At 70.6% G+C, this 19,551-nt stretch carries 15 protein-coding genes; 10 read left to right on the forward strand and 5 right to left on the reverse strand.

The genetic code is table 11. The features are described from left to right. Positions 1-2: 2 nt before the first annotated feature. A complete protein-coding gene (locus ACP4E5_RS09605) occupies positions 3-767 on the reverse strand; it encodes an SDR family oxidoreductase (protein WP_425826960.1) in 765 nt (254 codons plus the stop codon). Positions 768-961: 194 nt separating this feature from the next. On the opposite strand from ACP4E5_RS09605, the gene ACP4E5_RS09610 reads away from it, so the two are divergent. Then, entirely contained in the window at positions 962-1,882 is a 921-nt protein-coding gene (locus ACP4E5_RS09610) for an NADP-dependent oxidoreductase (protein ID WP_425826962.1), read from the forward strand. A 410-nt stretch (positions 1,883-2,292) separates the two neighbouring features. Further along, positions 2,293-2,418 (forward strand): hypothetical protein, encoded by a 126-nt coding sequence (locus tag ACP4E5_RS09615; protein ID WP_425826964.1) that lies wholly within the window; start codon positions 2,293-2,295, stop codon positions 2,416-2,418. Between the two features lie 48 nt (positions 2,419-2,466). On the opposite strand, the gene ACP4E5_RS09620 is transcribed toward ACP4E5_RS09615, so the two are convergent. Both ACP4E5_RS09620 and ACP4E5_RS09625 read right to left on the reverse strand, forming a co-directional pair. Next, a complete protein-coding gene (locus ACP4E5_RS09620; RefSeq protein ID WP_425826966.1) occupies positions 2,467-4,812 on the reverse strand; it encodes an FdhF/YdeP family oxidoreductase in 2,346 nt (781 codons plus the stop codon). Between the two features lie 61 nt (positions 4,813-4,873). Further along, positions 4,874-6,526 (reverse strand): amidohydrolase, encoded by a 1,653-nt coding sequence (locus ACP4E5_RS09625; RefSeq protein WP_425826968.1) that lies wholly within the window; start codon positions 6,524-6,526, stop codon positions 4,874-4,876. Positions 6,527-6,820: 294 nt separating this feature from the next. On the opposite strand from ACP4E5_RS09625, the gene ACP4E5_RS09630 reads away from it, so the two are divergent. Beyond that, the gene (locus tag ACP4E5_RS09630; RefSeq protein WP_425826970.1) at positions 6,821-7,603 is read left to right on the forward strand and encodes a hypothetical protein; all 783 of its coding nucleotides are present in this window, start codon (positions 6,821-6,823) and stop codon (positions 7,601-7,603) included. Positions 7,604-8,166: 563 nt separating this feature from the next. On the opposite strand, the gene ACP4E5_RS09635 is transcribed toward ACP4E5_RS09630, so the two are convergent. Beyond that, a complete protein-coding gene (locus ACP4E5_RS09635; RefSeq protein ID WP_425826972.1) occupies positions 8,167-9,129 on the reverse strand; it encodes a linear amide C-N hydrolase in 963 nt (320 codons plus the stop codon). 322 nt (positions 9,130-9,451) lie between these two features. Between ACP4E5_RS09635 and ACP4E5_RS09640 the strand changes: the two genes are divergently transcribed. The 3 genes from ACP4E5_RS09640 to ACP4E5_RS09650 all read left to right on the forward strand — a co-directional run bounded on the left by ACP4E5_RS09640 (position 9,452) and on the right by ACP4E5_RS09650 (position 13,494). Then, positions 9,452-9,715 (forward strand): hypothetical protein, encoded by a 264-nt coding sequence (locus tag ACP4E5_RS09640; protein ID WP_425826974.1) that lies wholly within the window; start codon positions 9,452-9,454, stop codon positions 9,713-9,715. A gap of 177 nt (positions 9,716-9,892) precedes the next feature. Further along, on the forward strand, positions 9,893-12,208 hold the full coding sequence (locus ACP4E5_RS09645; protein WP_425826976.1) for a protein kinase domain-containing protein: 2,316 nt from the start codon (positions 9,893-9,895) through the stop codon (positions 12,206-12,208). 194 nt (positions 12,209-12,402) lie between these two features. Next, positions 12,403-13,494, forward strand: coding sequence for a LacI family DNA-binding transcriptional regulator (locus tag ACP4E5_RS09650; protein ID WP_425826978.1), 1,092 nt, complete (start codon positions 12,403-12,405; stop codon positions 13,492-13,494). Positions 13,495-13,603: 109 nt separating this feature from the next. On the opposite strand, the gene ACP4E5_RS09655 is transcribed toward ACP4E5_RS09650, so the two are convergent. Beyond that, entirely contained in the window at positions 13,604-14,620 is a 1,017-nt protein-coding gene (locus tag ACP4E5_RS09655; RefSeq protein WP_425826980.1) for an acetylxylan esterase, read from the reverse strand. Between the two features lie 245 nt (positions 14,621-14,865). On the opposite strand from ACP4E5_RS09655, the gene ACP4E5_RS09660 reads away from it, so the two are divergent. The 4 genes from ACP4E5_RS09660 (at position 14,866) to ACP4E5_RS09675 (ending at position 19,335) form a co-directional block, all read left to right on the forward strand. Continuing rightward, positions 14,866-16,113 (forward strand): sugar ABC transporter substrate-binding protein, encoded by a 1,248-nt coding sequence (locus tag ACP4E5_RS09660; RefSeq protein WP_425826982.1) that lies wholly within the window; start codon positions 14,866-14,868, stop codon positions 16,111-16,113. Between the two features lie 115 nt (positions 16,114-16,228). After that, a complete protein-coding gene (locus ACP4E5_RS09665; protein WP_425826984.1) occupies positions 16,229-17,209 on the forward strand; it encodes a carbohydrate ABC transporter permease in 981 nt (326 codons plus the stop codon). After that, a complete protein-coding gene (locus ACP4E5_RS09670; protein ID WP_425826986.1) occupies positions 17,206-18,066 on the forward strand; it encodes a carbohydrate ABC transporter permease in 861 nt (286 codons plus the stop codon). Before ACP4E5_RS09665 ends, ACP4E5_RS09670 begins: the two co-directional genes overlap by 4 nt. Positions 18,067-18,132: 66 nt before the next feature. Further along, positions 18,133-19,335: a glycoside hydrolase family 1 protein gene (locus ACP4E5_RS09675; RefSeq protein WP_425826988.1), complete on the forward strand. Its 1,203-nt coding sequence runs from the start codon at positions 18,133-18,135 to the stop codon at positions 19,333-19,335. Positions 19,336-19,551 lie beyond the last annotated feature (216 nt).

The raw sequence follows: 19,551 nt of genomic DNA on the forward strand, positions 1-19,551 counted from the left end.
CCCTACCCGACCGCCAGGCCGCGGCCGCCGTCGACGGGGAGTACCGCGCCGGTGACGAAGCCGGTCTCCTCGCCCACGAGCGCGGCGATCGCGCGGGCCACGTCCTCCGGTTCGGCGACGCGCTGCCCCAGCGGGGTCATGTCCGCGAGCCGCTGCTGGGCCTGCTGCGGTACGTGGGCGCTGGCCTCGGTGCGGACGAAGCCCGGGGCGACGACGTTGATACGGATACCGAGGGGGCCGGCCTCGTAGGCGGCGAAGCGGGCGAAGGTGTTGAGGGCGGACTTGGAGGTGCCGTGGGCGGCCATGCCGGGGGAGGTCGGGCCGCCTGCGACCGCGCTGGAGACGTACACGATGCGCCCCTGCCCGCGGGCGCCCATGGTCTCCAGGGCCCGCTGCGTGAAGGTGTAGACGGCGGCGAGTTCGTCCGTCACCTTCTGCCGGAAGTCCTCCCAGGCCAGATCCCGCACGGGGGTGGGGGTGAAACGGGCTCCTGCGTTGCACACCAGGACGTCGAGGCGTCCGTCGGGGGCGGCGGCGCGCAGGAGGTCCTCGGCCTGGGCCGGGTCGAACACATCGGCCTGGAGCGCGACGGCTTCGCCACCCTCGACCTCGATGGCCTTCACGACCTGGTCGGCCGCCTCCCGGTTCGAGTGGTAGTTCACGGCGACGCGGTATCCGCGGGCCGCCAGTTCGCGGGCGGTCGCCGCGCCGATCCCGCGGCCGGCTCCGGTGACCAGGGCCGTGGGGCGGGTGACTGTCGCTGTCATGTGTCCTCCGAGATGACGTGCGCACGAGATGGTGCGCGCACAGGTGCAGGGTTCCGACGCCGACCCTATCGGAGCGGAGCGCTCCGCTCCGATAGGGGGTAGCCTGGAGTGCGGAACAACGACGGTCCTGCGACGCTACGAGAGCCCCCAACGCGTTCACCGGCAGGACCACCCCCGACAGGAGTTGAAGATCGATGCCCCAGGCCATTCGTTTTGCTTCCTACGGTGACGCCGATGTGCTGAACCTGGTCGACGTGCCGCTGCCGGAGCCCGGAGCGGACGAGGTCCGCGTGGCGGTGCGGGCGGTCGGGGTCAACCCCATCGACTGGAAGATCCGCAGCGGCGCGTTCAGCGGCGGCGAGGAGCTGACCGAACCGGCGGGCACCGGCATCGAGCTGGCCGGGCTCGTCGACGCCGTGGGCCCGGACGTGACCGACTGGCAGGTCGGCCAGGCAGTCTTCGGCCGCTCCGCGAACCGCAGCGCGGCCGCCACCCACGACGTGGCCGGCGTGAGCGAACTGATGGCCAAGCCGGACGAGTTGTCCTTCGCGCAGGCCGCCGCCCTCCCGGTCGCCGTCGAAACCGCCTACCGCACGCTGCGCGACCTCGGCGTGAGTACCGGCGACACCCTCCTGATCCACGCCGCCGCCGGTGGCGTGGGCCTGGTCGCCGTCCAACTCGCCCGCGCCTGGGGGGCACGCGTCATCGGCACCGCCGGCGCGTCCAACCACGCCTTCCTGGAGAAGATCGGCGCGGTCCCGGTCAGCTACGGCGACGGCCTCGTCGAGCGCGTCCGCGCCGCCGCACCCCAAGGCATCGACGCCGTTCTCGACGCCTCCGGACGAGGCGTCCTGCCCGAGTCGATCGAACTGGCCGGCGGCCCCGACCGGGTCCTCACCATCGCCGACCTCGCCGCCGCCGACCACGGCGTGCGCTTCTCCGGCACCCCCGTTCCGATGCGCGAAGCACTCGGCGCCGTACTGCCGATGATCGAGGACGGCCGGATCCACATGCCCATCGACTCCGCCTTCCCCCTGCCCCGCATGGCCGACGCCCACCGCCACAGCGAGCAGGGCCACCTGAACGGCAAGATCGTCGTCGAGGTCGACGGCTGAGCGGCCACCATGCGCGACGAACCCGGCACCCGCCCTTCGGTGACGATGTCATCACCGTGGACAAGCGGGCGGCGGGCCGCTTCCCAACGCCGAACAGCACGGCGAACCACGGCAGTTGCCACGGCCGTGGAGAACCTCATGGCTGGGCGCTTCGGCCCACCGCCGCAAAGCGAGGGCGGATCCGCCGAACGCCAGGGCCGCACGGCGTGGTCGGGTAACGGTCCCTGGATCAGCGGAAGGGGCGGCACACCCATGAACGACGGCGAGCTCGGCAAGCCCGAGCCCCACCCGAACCGGAGAAGCTGGGCGCTCCGTACAACCATCGGGCGACATGAACAGACGTACGCCGCTATCGGCTGGGGCGTTCCGGCTCATCCCCCACGCGGGAAGTTCGCCGTGGGCACCCGAGCGTGACGCTGCGTCCGCCAGGGGCGTGGACAAGCCTGTACCTGGACTACACCTTGCGGCAGGTCCTGCTCGATCCCAAGTACGACCTCGGCCGGAACGGCCTCGGCACCCTGCTGTACGCGAAGTAGGCCTGCCATAACCGGTGTTGACAGGCGGCGCCCATTCGCACTTGCCCCCTACCCCTGGGTGGAGGCGGCGACTTCCACCGTCAGGTGTTTCATCAGCGGCTGATCACTCTGGGGGCTGAAGTCACCCAGCGGGCACAGGGAGTTGAGCTCAGGCATGTAGCCGACCGCACACCCGACCGGCACGTCGTACGTGAGCGCGCGGTAGCCGCGGACCGAGCGCCGGGTGCCGTCCTTGGCGATGCTGGTGATGTCGACGCGGTCCATGTCGTTCAGGCCGCGTTCGCGCATGTCGGCGGCGTTGAGGAAGACGAGCGTGCGCAGGTTGCGCACGCCCCGGTAGCGGTCGTCCGACGAGTAGATCGTGGTGTTCCACTGATCGTGCGAGCGGACCGTGGCGAGGGTCAGCAGACCGGCCCCCGGGTTCGGGTCGGGAAGCGCGGCGAAGCTGAACTCAGCACGGTGGGAAGGGGTTTGGAAGACGCGCTCGCGGGCCGGCTGGCGCAGCCGGAACCCGTGGGGTCCGCGCACGCGCCGGTTGAAGTCCTCGAAGCCCTCCAGCGCGTGGGCCATCACGTCGCGGATGCGGTCGTAGTCGGCCGCGTACCGCCCCCAGGGGGTCGCCGAGTCGGGGAGCGTGGCGCGGGCCATCGCCGCGATGATCGCCGGTTCGGAGAGCAGGTGAGGGGACGCGGGACGCTTCATACCCCGCGACAGATGGACCATGCTCATCGAGTCCTCGACCGAGACCGCCTGCGGGCCCGCTTCCTGGATGTCCCGCTCGGTGCGGCCCAGGCACGGCAGGATCAGCGCGCGCTTGCCGTGGACGAGGTGCGAGCGGTTCAGCTTCGTCGACACCTGAACCGTCAACTCGCAGGTGCGCAGCGCCTGTTCGGTGAACTCGGTGTCGGGTGCGGCGCGTACGAAGTTGCCGCCCATGCCGACGAAGACCCGCGCGTCACCGCGCGCCATCGCCGCGATCCCGTGCACCGTGTCCAGGCCGGGCTCGCGCGGCGGGTTGATCCCGCAGGCCTGCGCGAGCCGGTCGAGGAAGGCCTTCTTGGGGCGGTGGTCGATGCCGCAGGTGCGGTTGCCCTGCACGTTGCTGTGGCCTCGGATGGGGCAGGGGCCCGCGCCCTCGCGGCCGATGTTGCCGCGCAGCAGCAGGACGTTGACGATCTCGCGGACCGTGTCCACCCCGTGTTCCTGCTGGGTGATGCCCAGGCACCAACTGATCACCGTACGATGGGAGTTGAGGTAGATGTCGCCGGCCGCGCGGATCTCCTTCCGCGTCAGGCCGCTCGCCGCCTCCAGGTCCTCCCAGGGCGTGGCCGCGCACAGGTCCCGGTACGCGTCGAAGCCCTCCGTGTGCCGGGCGAGGAACTCCTCGTCGATGGCCTTCGGGTCCTGCTCGGCCGCCTCCAGCACATGTTTGGCGATGCCGCGCAGCAGGGCCAGGTCGCCGCCGATGCGGGGCTGGAGATTCATGGTGCCGGTCGATGTCGCCTTGAAGGTGGCCATCGCGGCGAACTCGTGCGGGACGATCGTGCGGCCCGCGGCTGCCTCGACCAGGGGGTTGACGTGCACGATCTGGGCGCCGCGGCGGTGGGCCTCGGCGAGGGTGGTGATCATGCGGGGGACGTTCGACGCGGCGTTCACGCCCATCACGAAGAGAGCGTCGGCCTGGTCGAGGTCGTTCAGGTCGACGGTGCCCTTGCCCGTCCCGATCGACGCTGTCAGGGCGCGGCCGCTCGCCTCGTGGCACATGTTCGAGCAGTCGGGCAGGTTGTTCGTGCCGTACTCGCGGGCGAAGAGCTGGTACAGGAACGTCGCCTCGTTGCTGAGCCGGCCAGAGGTGTAGAAGAGCGCCTGGTCCGGGGAGTCGAGGCCGCGCAGCGTGTCGCCGATGAGGGCGAAGGCGTCCGCCCAGGACACGGGTACGTAGCGGTCGGTGTCCGGATCGTAGGAGAGGGGGCCCACCAACCGGCCCTGGTCCTCCAGGTCGTGGTCCGGCCAGGTCGCGAGCTCGGTGACGGTGTGCGCGGCGAAGAACTCCTTGCCCGCGCGCTTCGGCGTCATCTCCCAGGTGGCGTGCTTGATGCCGTTCTCGCACAGGTCGAGCTTGAGGCCGTGAAGGTCGTCGGGCCAGGCGCAGCCCGGGCAGTCGTAGCCGCCGTCCTCGTGGTTCATCCGCGTCATCAGACGCACGCCGTTGACCGGCTCCTTGGCCTTGGCGAGGACCTTGCCGACGGACTTCGCGGCGCCCCAGCCCGCGGTGGGGTGGTGGTAGGGGCTGTGCGAGGGCTCACCGCGGGTGGGGCCGTAGCCGCCGGCCGGGGTCTCGTCGGCATCGGAGGCGCGGGGTCCGGCCTCGGGGGTACGGGGTGCGGTGGTCATCGTCGTACGGCCCTTTCGCGCGCTTCTCCCCTGGGTTCCCCCGTATTCCGAACGTACGCGGCTACGCCCCCGCCCGCCCGTCGGACGGCGCCGGCCCGTGCACCTGCCGGCCGCCGAGGATCGTGTACGTGGGCCGCAGCCCGGCCAGCTCCTCCTCGGGCACCGTCAGCGGGTCGTGGCCCCACACCGTGAGGTCGGCGAGCCGTCCCGGGGTGAGGCGGCCGCGCAGCGCGCTCTCGCCGGTGAGGCGGGCGCCGGCCGTGGTGTGCAGGGCGATCGCCTCGTCGCGGGTGATGGCATGGTCCGCGCCGAGGACGCCGGACACGGTCTGCCGGGTGGTGAGTCCGTACAGCGAGTGCGCGGCTCCGTACGACCCGACGGGATAGTCCGAGCCGCCGGAGATGTCGGCGCCCGCGTCCAGCCACTGCCGTGCGGGGAAGAGTTCGGCGACCCGCTCCTCGCCCCAGTACTCGCTCTGCACGGCGGCCGCGTCGTACAGCAGCGCCTGCTGGACGGTGACCGGGATGCCGAGGGCGACGGCGCGGCGGCGCTGCTCGTCGTCCGCGATGCCGCCGTGCTCCATGACGAGGGTGCCGTAGGGGAGGCCGGGGATGCGGTGCTGCACCCGCTCATAGAGGTCGAGGAGCGCGCGCACGCCCCGGTCCCCGTACGCGTGGATCCCGACCCGCCAGCCGCGCCGCACCACCCGCTCGACGGCCTCCTCCAACACATCCTGCTTCCAGGCGAGTTGACCGGTGTAGCCGGGGGTCGGCCGATGGGACTCGCAGTACGGGGCGTCGAGCGCGCCGGACTCGATGCCGCCGTCCATCCAGAACTTGACGCCCCACACCCTGAGCCAGGGGTCGTCGACGTACTTCCACTCCTCCATGCCGTCGAGGACCTCCTCGACCTGCTCGACGGAGGTGAACCCCATCGTGCTGAGCAGCACCCGCACCCGGCAGCCCAACTCCCCCGCTTCCCGCACCTGTTGCATGGCGGCGAGGTCGGCGAGCGAGGAGTTCGTGTCCCGTACGGTGCCGATGCCGGTGGCGGCGTAGTCGTGCGAGGCGAGCCTGAGCCCGTCGAGTTTGAGTGCCGGGTCGGGGGCGGGCAGGTGCGGCTGGATGAGGGCGAGGCCGTCGACGAGATGGCCGTTCGGGTTCCCGTCGGCGTCGCGCTCGATGGCGCCGCCCTCCGGGTCGGGGGTGGTGACATCGATCCCGCAGATCTTCAGTGCCTGGCCGTTGAGGACCTGGTTGTGGACGCCGCGCAGGACCAGGACCGGGTGACGGTCGGTGGCGGTGTCGAGTTCGGCGGCGGTGGGGAAGCGGTGCTCGGCGAGGTTCAGTTCCTGCCAGTGTCCCGCCGTACGGATCCACTGGCCGGGCGGCGTCTCGGCGGCGCGGGCCCGGATCAGGTCGAGGAACTCGGCGATGCTTCGGGCTCCATCGACGGCGACGTCGTGGGCGCTGTCACCGGCCGAGACCAGGTGCGTATGGGTGTCGTCGAAGGCCGGGAGGACCGTCGCGTCGTCGCTTCGGAGGTCGAGGACGCGGGTGTCGGGCCCGACGAGGTCGTCGAGCCCGCCGGGATCCGGGGAGAGCGCCGCGACCCGGTCCCCGCGCACGGCCAGCGCGCACTGCGGTTCCTGGCCTGCCACGCAGGTGTGGATGCGGGCGGCGCGCAGGATCAGGTCGGCGTACGGGGCGGCCATGACGGTTCCTCCGAATCCGGGTGACGACAGTCCCCTCAGGGCCGGGAGACCGTCCACTGTCAGTCTGGGCGAGCCGGGTGGCACGCGCATACGGACGAAAGTCCTCAGCGGTGCACCGCCTCCTCGACAGGAAGTCGACCCGGCCGCCGCCACCGGCCCTCCCCCGCGAGCGAGTACCGGCCACGCCACTGACCGGCGCGACAAGCTCGTCGTCGGTGACGCAGAAGGACTGCTGCGGACAGAGCCGTCGTGTCCGCGCCGTGCGAACGGATCGCCGCGTGTTTCATGGAGCCCATGCAGGGTGAACCCACACAACAGGAACGCTCGATCGACCGGAAGGGCGGCCCGGGGCACACGATCCTGCTGGCCCTCGCCCTCGCGATCCCCGCGGTGAAGGTCGCCTACACGGTCGGTGGCGGCGACCACGCCCGCGACGTGTTCGTCGGCATGGAACTGTCCAACTGGCCCGACGTCCTGGTGGGCATGCTGCTCACCGAACCGGCCCTCGGCTCGGTGTTCGGCGTCGTCGTCTCCCGCGTGATCTTCGCCCTGTTCGCGGCGCGCGGGTCCGTGCCCGAAGGAAGCGGCCCGGCCGCGGCGGCCCGCCGAGTGACCCTCACGGCCGTCAACCCGCTGGCCGTCGGTGTCATCGGCGCCTGCTTCTACGGCCCTTGGTGGGGGCTCGCCACCGGGCTGGTGGCCTACGCGCTGCGCCAGGGGGTCCTTGTCGAGTACCGAGCCGGCCGCCGCGGCCGACGGCATCGCCAGGAGGGCTACTCGCCCGCACCCTGGCTCGCTCGCTTCGCCGCCGCCGAGCAGGGCGTGTCCCTCCTGCTGACGGTCGCGGCCCTGCCCCTTCTCGCCTTCGCGTCGGCGGTCGACGGGAAGGCATGGACGTCCGTCCTCGACTGCCAGGTCCAGGAAGGGGCGCGCGCCACGGACCAACACGTCGTCGAACTGGGCCGCAAGGGCAACGGCGTCGTCGGCTGGAGCCTGGACACCGAGGAGGTCGTCAACGGCGCGGGCTGCGTCGACACCGGCAGCCTCCGGGTCCGCCCGGCCTGGTGGAGCGGCTGACCGTCGCTCCTGATGTTCTCGTAGAGGGCCGCCTTGGTCGCAGCCGGCCGGTCCTTGAACTCGGCGGGTGAACTCCCCCATGTCCAGACGTCGTTCACCCGCAACGGCCGACAGCGCCGGCCCGCTCAGGACCCGCCGACGGTCGTCGTGCACCCGTGGCCCCTCTCCTGTACGCGCGCCGCACCCCGGCCCTGACGGGAAAGCGCCGTGGCAGCTTCACGCCAGGGCCACGGCCCGATGGCCCGGGCGCTATCGGCTCGCCCGGCGCCGCCGACTCCGCTGCCCCAGCCCTCGATGTTTCACGTCAAGAATCTGCGTCGACTGAGATGAAACGGCGAGACTGTAACCGGCCGATTGCCGGGAAGGGGCGAAATGTTGCCCGCTCAGGGCGAGTTGACTGCTCGAACCGCACCACGCTCACCATGGGCGGGTGCGAAATCGCAGGCGGGCGAAGTTCCGGCCAGATGGGCTCGGGTTGCGGCGTCCACGCCACCTCGGCGATCGCGGGCAACCGCGGCGGCAGCATCCCACGGTGGACGCTGCGCGGCCCAGGAAAGGGGTCCTCATGCAGGTGCGTACGCGAACGGCTCCGCCGCCTCGAACCGTGCGGTCACGTCCCCTTCCAGCGACCGGTCCGTGAGGTCGAGACGCTGGGTGGTCGTGAAGTCCAGGCGGCTCAGGTCGGTCCAGAAGATGTCGGTGCGGTACGAGGACGCGAACGCGTAGACGCGGTTCGTCAGGTCGGACAGGGTCGTCCAGATCGTCTGCGAGATGTTCGGCTCGTCGGTCTCGGGGACGCCGAACGGCTCGGCGGTGTTGCGCATCACGCTCAGCAGCGCCGCGTAGGCGTGCGTCTCGCTCTCCGGCTTCGGGAGGTGGTCGCGGTAGTAGCGGGCCCGCACGAACCGGTCCGCGGCGACCGTCGTGCCGGGCAGGGGCGCGGACCCGCCGAAGCCCGCGTACGTCTTCAGGTTCTCCAACTGTTCCTCGTAGGAAGGGGAGTTGGTGAGGACGGTGTGCTCGGGGTCGTGGTGGATGTGCGGGACGCCGTCGAGGAACTCGACGATCGCCGAGTCGCCGGTGGCGTCCTCGACGGCGAGGTGGGTGGTGGCGCCCTTCGTGTTCTGCATGGCCTGGGCGAGGATCTGCACCGGCGTCGAGGCGAGGAAGTCGACGAGCTGGGCCACCGTGGAGAACTGGTCGAGGACGAACTGGCCCCACTTGGACTGTTCCAGGGCCGCCTTCGACGGGTCGCGCTCACCGTAGTCGGACTCGACGAGCCACAGCAGGTGCGCGGCGAGGCCGGTCTCGTTCATGCCGTCGCACACGGCCTTGTCGTAGGCGGTGGCGACCACGCTGCCGTAGCGGCTCGTCCACGTCAGCGGCTTGGGGTCGCCGGGGGCACCGGAGCGCGCGACACCACGCGGAGTGACCCACAGGTTGGTGTGCAGGTCGAACTTCCAGTCCATGTTGCGCCCGACGAGAGCCGGGAAGCCCTCGGGCGTCCAGATCACACGAGTACACATGGCGCCACCTTGCACCGCCCCTTCCGATTGCACCACTTGTGTGGCGGAGCGTGACGGTTTGCCGCACGTTCCTGATCATGACGGTGGCGAGTGTGACGGGGCTCCGGCCCCCTGCGGCAGCCCGCCGGACACCTCGTAGAGACCGTTCTCCGTCACACCAGGCATTCGACAAGCCGAACGCCGTGCTGCGTCGGACAAGTTCTGCTTCCCGCTCGACGCTGTGCACCAGCAAGATCAAATAGCGCAGGACCTGCGCGGTGGCCTTCAGGAGGCGGGGGAGGCTGTCGGAGGCCGGGTCTTCCGGGAACGAGGCACCGTCGCCGTGCTCGAACACGCCCACCCTGCCCGCCTCTTCGCCTTCTGCGTGGGTGACGAAGAGCCGGTTTCCACTCTCGTGCGGGTGCTTGTCCCTCAGCTGGTGACTGCGGCGTTCGTCTACCGCTCCCCACACCACGTACTACTTGCTGAACCGGTGGAAGCCCGGGAGTACGAGTTCACCGGAACCGTCATGGCAGAGCAGCGCGCCTTCGAATTCGGCCGGAAGCGCGCCGGGCCGGCTGAATGCCATTCGCCTGTTACACCGTGATGGAATCCGGTGCCGCGCGCCCCGCCACAGCCGCGCACACATCAAGTCGGTAGCGAACGCGTGCGAACGCCGACCTCCATAGTTTCGCCATACACCCGACCGTACACACGCCCCGCGCCGGAGGGCTACGCTGCGATCACTTCGCTGAACCACGGTGCAATCTGGGGGACTTGAGACGTGGCGGATCGCATACTGGCCGACCGGTACCGGCTCATCAGGCCGCTGGGTCAGGGCGGGATGGGGGAAGTGTGGGAGGCCCGGGACGAGGTCCTGGGGCGCCCGGTCGCCGTCAAGGTGATCTCGATGCTCGCGGGCGGCGGCAGCAGCGCCGACGACGCGCGCGCCCGCTTTCTGCGCGAGGCGCGGATCACCGCCGCGCTGCAGCATCCGCACATCGTGACCGTGCACGACGTCGGCACGGCCGTCACCCCCGAGGGCAGCACACCGTTCCTGGTCATGGAACTGCTGCGCGGCGAGGGCCTGGAGGCCACCGTCCAGCGGGGCCCGGTCGGCGGCGCGCAGGCGGCCCGGTGGGGAGGGCAGATCTGCGAGGCGCTCGCGGAAGCGCACGCCGCGGGTGTGCTGCACCGTGACATCAAGCCCGCCAACCTCTTCGTGACGCCGTCGGACCGGATCAAGGTCCTGGACTTCGGGATCGCGCGGGCCGCCGACGCCTCGGCCACCGACGGCCGGCTGACCCGTACCGGACTGGTCATCGGCACGGCCGCGTACATGGCACCCGAACAGGCCCGCGGCTACCCGGAGCAGAGCAGCGACCTGTACGCGATGGGCTGCGTCCTGTTCGAACTGCGCACCGGCAGGCTGCCGTTCACCGCACCCGACACCCTCGGCTTTCTGACAGCGCACCTCAACGACGTGCCACCAGCGCCCAGCAGCATCGCACCGCACCTCTCCCCTGCCTGGGACGCGTTGATCCTGCGCCTGCTGGCGAAGGACCCTCAGGAGCGGTACGGCTCGGCCACCGAACTCGGCGACGCGCTGCGCGAACTGGAGGGGCAGGCCGCCCCGGCGACACCGGTGCCCGCGCCGCGCCCCGCACACCCGCCCACCGTGGTCGATCCGGAGCCCGCGTCCGCCGCCCCCGTACCCCTCGATGCCGCCGTCACCGTCACGGCGGCACAGCACAGCACCCCGGAGGCCAGCGGCCGCCCCGAGTTGAGCCGCCGTGGACTGCTGCTGGGCGGCGCCGGATTCGCCGCGGTGGCCACGGCCGCCATTTCGGCGGGCGTCTATTTCTCCGCCGACCCCGGACACGACGCGTTCGCCTGGTCGCACGGCCTCGGTGAACGCCGCGGAGGCTGGGACCAGCCCATCCTGTCCGGCACTCGCTGCTTCGTCCCCGCCCACACCGGCGCCGCGTTCCAAGCGTTCGAACTCGCCGGCGACAAGCATCTCTGGAAGCGCGACTTGCGCCTCGAGTGGCCCCTGGCCGGAGCCTCACAGGCCGCGGCGGTCGACGACGGCGACACCGTGCTCGCGTTGATGCAGCTGCCCCAGGACCGGATCGCCATGCTGTACGTACTCGATGGCGCGACCGGCAGGACCCGTTGGAAGCGGGAACTGTACGACAAGGACGACTACCACCTGCACGTCCTCGACCGCAGCGGACTGGTGCTCTTCGACAACGGCGACCCCAACCAGCAGACGGTCACCGCCTTCGACGCACGCACGGGGAAGGAACGCTGGACCCGAGAGATGGACCAGCCAGGCTCCATCGAGGGGATCGGCGACATGGCCCTGGTGGGCTCGACGGCACTCGACGGAGCGACCGGAAGGAAGCTGTGGGACCGGCCCGGCATGAACCTGTACACCGAGCTGGGACAGCACATCAGCGCGCCACAGCGCACGGATGATGCCGTCCTCTTCCACGACAAGGTCACCAAGAAGCGCATCGATCTCGTCCTGCTGGGCGCCCGCACGGGAAAGGAGAAGTGGCGCATCCCCCTGGCCAAGGTCACGACGGTACCCGGCACCAGCGGCCTCGACGAGGAGGCTCCCCCGGCGGCCCCGCTGTCCGGTAGCACCCTCCTGCTGCCCCGCTTCAAGGGCGAGCGCAGCAGACCCACGGCCGTCGACGTCCGCACCGGCAAGGAGAAGTGGACCTTCAAGGGTGCGGCGCCCACCGGGGACCGTGCCCCCGACGCGGTGTCCACCCCCGACGGCTTCGTCCTGCCCACGGCCGACGGCGTCGTCTGCCTCAACGCCGACGACGGCAAGGAACGCTGGCGGTCCGAGGGCGGTACGGACCTCGACATCGCCTCCGCGGGCGCCTACACGATGATCCGGCACACCCGAACCGCCCGGCTCTTCCAGAGCCGGCAAACGACACGCGTCCTGCGTTCCTCCGACGGCCGCACGTTGTGGAAAGGCGAGTTCACGGCGAGCCTCGGCACGAGCGCCCCGCTGGCCGCGGGCCGGACGCTCGCCTTCCTGGACCCTCAGGAAAACTTGCGCGGCATCCGCCTCCGTTGAGCATCGTCGATGTGTGCCCTTGGCCACCGCACTCCGGGAACGGCGCGCTGGACCGGGCTCTCCCCCGGAGGTGTGCGGACGTGGCGCTTCGTGATCGACTTCCCTTGCCCCGCTGACGCCATCCACCTAAAGTGAATGCGCTTTCATAGACTCAGGCCCTGCCGGGCCGCAACGGACTCGGGGGATTCCACCCAGTGAGCACAGCCCCCACGGTGTACGACGTCGCCGAACGCTCCGGCGTGTCCATCGCCACTGTGTCCCGCGTGTTCCGCACACCCGACACGGTCCGCGCCCAGACCCGCGAGCGGGTCCTCGCGGCCGCCCGTGAGCTCGGCTACGTACCCAGCGGCAACGCCCGCGGCCTCGCCAGCCGCTCCACCGGCGTACTCGGCCTGTGCCTGCCCGACTACTCCGACCCGGACGTCGAGTCGGAGGCGGAGCACGGCCCGGGCGACGAGGCGGAGGACGACGCCGCGGTGCTCTACGCCGACCAGATCATCCGCGGCATGGAGCGGGCCGCGCGCCGCCACGGGTACGCGCTGCTGATCGCGGCCTCCCCCAAGGGCGGCCCGGAGAGCCAGGTGGCGAAGGTGGCCGGCCGGTCCGACGGGTTCGCGGTGATGGCCCGCACCGTGCCGACGGAGGACCTGGAGGTCATCGCGCAGCGCCAGCCGGTGGTCATGCTGGCCGGGCCGCGCGAGCCCGACGTCCACGACCACCTGGACCACGTCGAGGTCGCCAACGCCGACGGCCAGCGCGAACTCACCCGGCACCTCATCGAGGACCACGGGCTGCGCCGGCTCACCTACGTCGGCGCCGCCGAGGACTCACCGGACGTACGGGCCCGTTTCCGCGGGTACGTGGAGGCCTGCCGGGCCGCAGGGATCCCCGCGCCCGAGGAACCCGACGTCAGCGTCGGCATGATGACGCAGGCCGAGGGTGCCCGCGCCGCCGACGCCCTGCTCGACCGGCCCGGCGAGCGGCCGCAGGCAGTGCTGTTCGCCAACGACCAGCTGGCGGTCGGCGCCCTGCACTCCTTCGAGCGCCGGGGTGTGCGGGTGCCGAAGGACATCGCGGTCACCGGCTTCGACGGCATCGCGCTCGGCCGCCTGGTGCGGCCCGCGCTCACCACCGTTCACCAGTCGATGCGGCAGATGGGCGAGGAGGCGGTGGAACTGCTCGTCCGCCGTCTGACCGGGCGCCGGGGCGGCGGTCCGGTCTCGAAGGTGTTGCCGGTGTCGGTCGTGCGCCGGGCCAGTTGCGGGTGCGCGGGGCAGGTGAAGTAGACACCCCGGCCGGCGGCCGTACGTGAGGCGTCGCGACGCCTCACGCCACCCACCACACATCGCCACACCTCACGCCATCCACCACCCCTCACCTCACCTCAGCCTCACCTCACCTCAGCACACGGGCGAAGAAGTCCGCGGTGGCGGCGTCCAGCCCGGCCTGCTCCGCCTGCGCCCCCTCGTACTCGAAATGCCCGGCCTCCAGCACCCGCAGCTCCCGCTCCCCGGCCAGCGCGTTGTACACGGCGAACTGGCCGGGCGGCGGCACCGACGGGTCGAAGAGCGCCGCGGCCACCAGAACCGGCTTGCGCAGCCGGCCGGCCGCCGTCGCCGCGTCGAAGTAGCCCAGCACGTCGACGACTTCGGGGTGCTGCGCGCGGTACCGGCGCACGGCCGCGCCGCTGCCGACGCAGTCCAGGTTCAGCCGCAACGGGTGGTTGCCGAACGTCGGCACGGTCAGCTGCCCCGCGGCGAGCCGTTCGTCCCACGGCAGCGCCAGGGCGCCGAGCCCGCCGCCGAAGCTCACGCCGAGGTATCCCAGGCGCGGGTCGGGACCGTTCAGCTCCGGCACCAGTTCCAGCAGCGCCGACGCGGCACACCACAGGTCGGCGACACACTCTCCGATGACGTAGGTGTCACGCGAGGCGATCCCGTGCAGGACGTGTTCCGCGGCGACGGACGGCACGCCGGACAGCAGGCCGCGGTCCGGCATGCCGCGCACGCACGGCAGGATCGCCGCGGACCGGGGCAGCGGCAGCGGCACGTCGGGGCCGACCTGGTCGCGGCCTCCGTAGCCGTGGCCGACGACGAAGCCGTGCTCCGCCTCCCCCTCGGCGGGCAGCACGAGCCAGCCGCCGAGCCGGACGCCGCCCACGGAGGTGTACGACACCTCGTGGACGCGCACACCGTCCCGCTCCTCGACGAGCCGTCCGAGCTCGGGCCTCGGGTCCACCGCGCCGGCCGCCTCGTGGCGCGAGCGCCAGAACGCGTCGAAGCCGGCGGGGGCCCCGGGCGCGGGGATGCGCAGCAGCTCGCTCAACGTCCGGCCGTAGGCGGGGTCGAAGGGGAAGTCGTGCGCGAAGTCGCGGGCCGAGCGATCTCCGTCGGCGACTGTGCTGTGGGTCATGGCCGAGACCTTAGATCAGGAGGTATGACCTTCTGGGGTGGCCCCGCTTGCCCCCTGATGTCACTTGATGTCTCCCTCTCGATGTCACGTGACGCCCTTCCACTTGATGACTCTCCCGTGATGTCACTGCCGTTACGAGAGTGTGACCAAGCCCCTCTTGCCACATCGAGGGCGTTCTTACAGAGTGATGTATGCGCTTACAAACAGCGCTTACATTCCACGGTCCGCTCAAGGAGGAGCCGTCCATGAACCGCCGAGCCACCACCGCCGCGATCGGCGTCACCCTGGCGTCCGCACTCACCCTGACCGCTTGCGGCGGCTCCGGCGGCGACCAGGTCAAGGCCGATGCGAAGCAGACGCTCACGGTGTGGGCCATGGGCACCGAGGGCGAGAAGCTCGCCGACGTGGCCAAGGTCTACGAGAAGGCGAACCCGAACATCACGGTCAAGGTGACCCCGATCGGCTGGGACGTCGCCCACCAGAAGCTGGTCTCGGCCGCCGCGGCGAACAAGCTGCCCGACGTGATGCAGATGGGCGGCAGCTACCTCACCGAGTTCGCGGACATGGGCGCCCTCGAGAAGGTCGACACCAAGACCTTCAAGGAGAAGGACTACTTCCCGGCCGGCTGGAAGCAGGGCCAGTACGACGGTGACACCTACGGTGTGCCGTGGTACGTCGACACCCGCGCGCTCTACTACCGCACCGACCTGGCGAAGAAGGCCGGCATCGACAAGGCACCGGCCACCATGGCCGAACTGCGGCAGGCCGCCGAGAAGTACCAGGACAAGGCCGGCACCAAGTGGGGCCTGTCCATCCAGCCGGGCGGCCTCGACACCGTGCAGAGCTTCTACCAGTTCCTGTACTCGGCGGGCGGCCAACTCGTCACCGAGGACGGCAAGGCCGTCGCCAACAGCCCACAGGCCGTCAAGGCCCTGGAGAACTACGGCAGTTACTTCAAGAAGGGCCTGAGCGAGAAGTCCGTGCGCCCGGGCTACGACGTGACCAAGGACTTCAACAACGGCTCCGTGCCGATGTTCTTCGGCGGCCCCTGGCACATGGGCCTGCTGGCCGACAACTACCCGGACCTCAAGGGCAAGTGGGCCGTCGCCAACGTGCCCGCCGACGAGACCTCCGCCGCCATGGCCGGCGGCTCGGCGCTGACCATCTCCGCCGACAGCGGGCACAAGGCCGCCGCCAAGGAACTGGTGAAGTACCTCACGGACACCAAGGGCCAGGCCGACTGGTACGAGCGCACCAAGGACCTCCCGGCCAACGTGAACGCCTGGAAGTCCGGTGACCTGGCCACCGACCCGGACATGAAGGTCTGGAAGACGCAGATGGAGTCGGCGAAGGCCTCCCCGGCCCAGCCCAAGTGGACCGAGATCACCTCGAAGGTCGACACCGCGATCGAGAAGGTCGCCCAGGGCAAGGCCTCGGCGAAGAGCGCGCTCGACACGGCCAACACCGAGATCGAAGGCCTCGTGCAGAAGTAGCCGCACCCTCGAGGCGGCGGTGGTCGCCGCCTCGTGAAGCAACTCCCCCACCCCGGCCTCCCGCGCACCCCCGCCCCGGACGTGCGCAGGACGCCGGAAGCCCGAAGGACGGACCATGTCCACCACGACACCCACCCCCGCGCCGCCCGGAGCCGTCAAGGCTCCGGACGGCGGCCCCCAGGACGGCGACGGCACGAAACGGCGCGGAAAACGCTCGATGGGGAAGCAGAACCTGGCCGGCTGGCTGTTCTCCACCCCGTTCCTGGCACTGTTCGCGGTCTTCATGCTCTTCCCGATCATCGCGACGCTCGTGATGAGCTTCACCGACTTCGCGCAGCGCAACGTCCGGCAGCCGCTCGACGCGAAGTTCATCGGCTTCGACAACTACGTGAAGCTGTTCGGCGACGACCAGTTCCTGCGGGCGCTGTTCAACACCGCGTACTTCGTGGTCGTCGGAGTACCGCTGACCATCGGTCTCGGGCTGTTCGTCGCGGTGCTGCTCAACAACGGGATCGACCGGGCCCGCACCTTCTTCCGCGTCGGCTTCTACGCTCCCGTGGTCACCACCATCGTCGCCGTGGCGATCGTGTGGCGGTTCGTGCTCGACCCGTCCGACGGCCTCATCGCCGGGCTCGGTGACGAACTCGGCTTCACCGCACCGGACTTCCTGGGTTCGGAGACCTGGGCCATGCCGTCGCTGATCCTGATGGCGGTGTGGCGCAACCTCGGTACCGTGATGGTCCTGATGATCGCCGGTCTGCAGGCCATCCCGACGGAGGTCCGCGAGGCCGCCCGGCTCGACGGGGCGAGCGCCTGGCAGGAACTGCGCCGGATCACGGTGCCGCTGCTGCGCCCGACGCTGCTGTACGCCACGGTCATCACCACGATCGGCTACCTCAACGTCTTCGAGGAACCGTTCGTGATGACCCAGGGCGGCCCGTCCGACGCCACACTGACCGTGTCGCTCGACATGTACAAGCAGGGCTTCAGCTTCTTCAACATGGGCTACGCGAGCGCGATGGCGTACGTCCTGTTCGTTGTGATCATGGGCATCACGGTGCTGCAGCTGCGACTGATGAAGGACAACACGAAATGAGCGCCGTCACCCCCACCGGCCACCGCCCCGACCGGCGGGCCCGCAAGCCCCTGCTGTACGTCGTCGCCTCGCTCGGCCTGCTGATCATGGCCGCCCCCTTCCTCTGGATGGCGCTCAGCGCCTTCAAGACGAAGAAGGACCTCACCGCCAGCCCACCGGTGTGGATCCCGTCCGAGTGGACGCTGCAGAACTTCCAGGATCTGCTCGCCCAGCTCGACATGCCGCGGTACTTCCTGAACTCGGTGATCGTCGCGGTCCTCGTGACCGTGTGCAATCTGCTGTTCTGCTCGATGCTCGGCTACGCGCTGGCCAAGCTGAACTTCAGCGGCCGCTCGAAGGTCTTCGGCGTCGTGCTCGCCGCCCTGATGGTCCCGGCGAACCTGATGGTCCTTCCGCTGTTCGTCCTGATCAACCAGCTGAACCTGCTGGACACTTACGCGGGCCTGGTGCTGCCCTTCGCCGCGGGCGCCTTCGGTGTCTTCCTGATGCGGCAGTTCATGCAGTCCATCCCGGACGAGCTGCTGGAAGCGGCCCGAATGGACGGCGCGGGCGAGTGGTACATCTTCTGGCGCATCGTCCTTCCCCTGGTCAAGCCGGCCCTCGCGACGCTCACGATCTTCACGTTCCTCGGGTCCTGGAACAACTTCATCTGGCCGCTCATCGCCACCAACGACCCGGACAAGTACACCCTCCCGGTGGCCCTCGCGACGTTCGCCAACGACCCCAACCGCACGGTCGGCGGCGGCAACGGAATGCTCATGGCGGGCTCGCTGCTCGTCGTCCTGCCCGTGCTGCTCGTCTTCGCCGTCCTGCAGCGGCACTTCACCCAGGGCATCGCCACCGCCGGCATGAAGTGACCCGCCACGCCGCGGTCATGAACTGACCGGCCCCTCCCACACGCACGTAGAAAGACAGACACCACCATGACGCCCACCCCTGCCCGCACGCCCTTCCCCGACGGCTTCCTGTGGGGTGCTTCCACCGCCGCCCACCAGATCGAGGGCAACAACATCAACAGCGACTGGTGGCGCAAGGAGCACGACCCGGCGGCCGGGATCCAGGAGCCGAGCCTGGACGCCTGCGACAGCTACCACCGCTGGGAGCAGGACATGGACCTGCTGGCCGAACTCGGCTTCACCGACTACCGGTTCAGCGTCGAATGGGCCCGCATCGAACCGGCCCGCGGGCACTTCTCGCGCGCCGAGATCGCCCACTACCGCCGCATGGTCGAGGGCGCGCTCGCCCGCGGCCTGCGCCCGAACGTGACCCTGCACCACTTCACGATCCCGCAGTGGTTCGAGGATCTGGGCGGCTTCACCGCCGAGGGCGCTGTCGAGCTGTTCGCGCGGTACGTGGAGGCGTGCGCGCCGATCATCGCGGACGGCGTCCGCCACGTGTGCACCCTCAACGAGCCGAACATGATCGCCGTGATGGCCGGACTCGCCAAGCGCGGAGACCAGGGCTTCCCGCCCGCAGGACTGCCCTTCCCCGACGAGGAGACCACGCACGCGGTCATCGCGGCACACCACGCCGCCGTGAAGGTCGTGCGTGCCATCAACCCGGAGATCCAGGTGGGCTGGACCGTCGCCAACCAGGTCTACCAGGCGCTGCCCGGCGCCGAGGAGGTCACGGCCGCGTACCGCCACCCCCGCGAGGACATCTTCATCGAGGCGGCGCGCGGCGACGACTGGATCGGCGTGCAGTCCTACACCCGCACGAAGATCGGCACGGACGGCCCCGTGCCGGCCCCGGCCGACGCCGAGCGCACGCTCACGACGTGGGAGTACTACCCCGAGGCCGTCGGCCACGCGCTGCGGCACACCGCCGAGGTCATCGGCCCGGACACCCCGCTGATCGTCACCGAGAACGGCATCGCCACGGACGACGAACAGCGCCGCGTCGACTACTACGCGGGCGCCCTCGACGCCGTCGCGGCCTGCCTCGACGACGGGCTCGACGTCCGCGGATACCTCGCCTGGAGCGCCCTCGACAACTACGAGTGGGGCACCTACAAGGCGACGTTCGGCCTCATCGGCTGGGACCGCGAGACCTTCGCCCGCACACCCAAGCCCGCCGCCCACTGGCTGGGCGGCCTCGGCCGGGAGCAGGCCCTGCCGCGCCTGTGACCGCGAGCGGCGGTCCGGGCACGGACACCGCCGCACGGCACGACCACCGAACCGGGGCGGGGACCAAGCACCCGTTGTCCCGCCCCTGAGGCCCGCGATCCTGACCCCGCGGGCCGCCGGGTGGGGGCCGGCACACCCCTGACGTGCGCCGGCCCCGCCCACTCCTCTCCACTCCACTCCCCCACACGAGCACCACGAACTTCCCTTCCACGTCCG

The organism is Streptomyces fractus (assembly GCF_049844455.1).
Taxonomy (GTDB): Bacteria; Actinomycetota; Actinomycetes; order Streptomycetales; family Streptomycetaceae; genus Streptomyces; species Streptomyces fractus.

What these genes read in the sequence shown, in the direction of transcription:
- ACP4E5_RS09605 (WP_425826960.1), bottom strand. Translation starts at nt 767, where the DNA reads ATGACAGCGACAGTCACCCGCCCCACGGCCCTGGTCACCGGAGCCGGC.
- ACP4E5_RS09610 (WP_425826962.1), top strand. Translation starts at nt 962, where the DNA reads ATGCCCCAGGCCATTCGTTTTGCTTCCTACGGTGACGCCGATGTGCTG.
- ACP4E5_RS09620 (WP_425826966.1), bottom strand. Translation starts at nt 4,812, where the DNA reads ATGACCACCGCACCCCGTACCCCCGAGGCCGGACCCCGCGCCTCCGAT.
- ACP4E5_RS09625 (WP_425826968.1), bottom strand. Translation starts at nt 6,526, where the DNA reads ATGGCCGCCCCGTACGCCGACCTGATCCTGCGCGCCGCCCGCATCCAC.
- ACP4E5_RS09630 (WP_425826970.1), top strand. Translation starts at nt 6,821, where the DNA reads ATGCAGGGTGAACCCACACAACAGGAACGCTCGATCGACCGGAAGGGC.
- ACP4E5_RS09635 (WP_425826972.1), bottom strand. Translation starts at nt 9,129, where the DNA reads ATGTGTACTCGTGTGATCTGGACGCCCGAGGGCTTCCCGGCTCTCGTC.
- ACP4E5_RS09655 (WP_425826980.1), bottom strand. Translation starts at nt 14,620, where the DNA reads ATGACCCACAGCACAGTCGCCGACGGAGATCGCTCGGCCCGCGACTTC.
- ACP4E5_RS09660 (WP_425826982.1), top strand. Translation starts at nt 14,866, where the DNA reads ATGAACCGCCGAGCCACCACCGCCGCGATCGGCGTCACCCTGGCGTCC.
- ACP4E5_RS09665 (WP_425826984.1), top strand. Translation starts at nt 16,229, where the DNA reads ATGTCCACCACGACACCCACCCCCGCGCCGCCCGGAGCCGTCAAGGCT.
- ACP4E5_RS09670 (WP_425826986.1), top strand. Translation starts at nt 17,206, where the DNA reads ATGAGCGCCGTCACCCCCACCGGCCACCGCCCCGACCGGCGGGCCCGC.
- ACP4E5_RS09675 (WP_425826988.1), top strand. Translation starts at nt 18,133, where the DNA reads ATGACGCCCACCCCTGCCCGCACGCCCTTCCCCGACGGCTTCCTGTGG.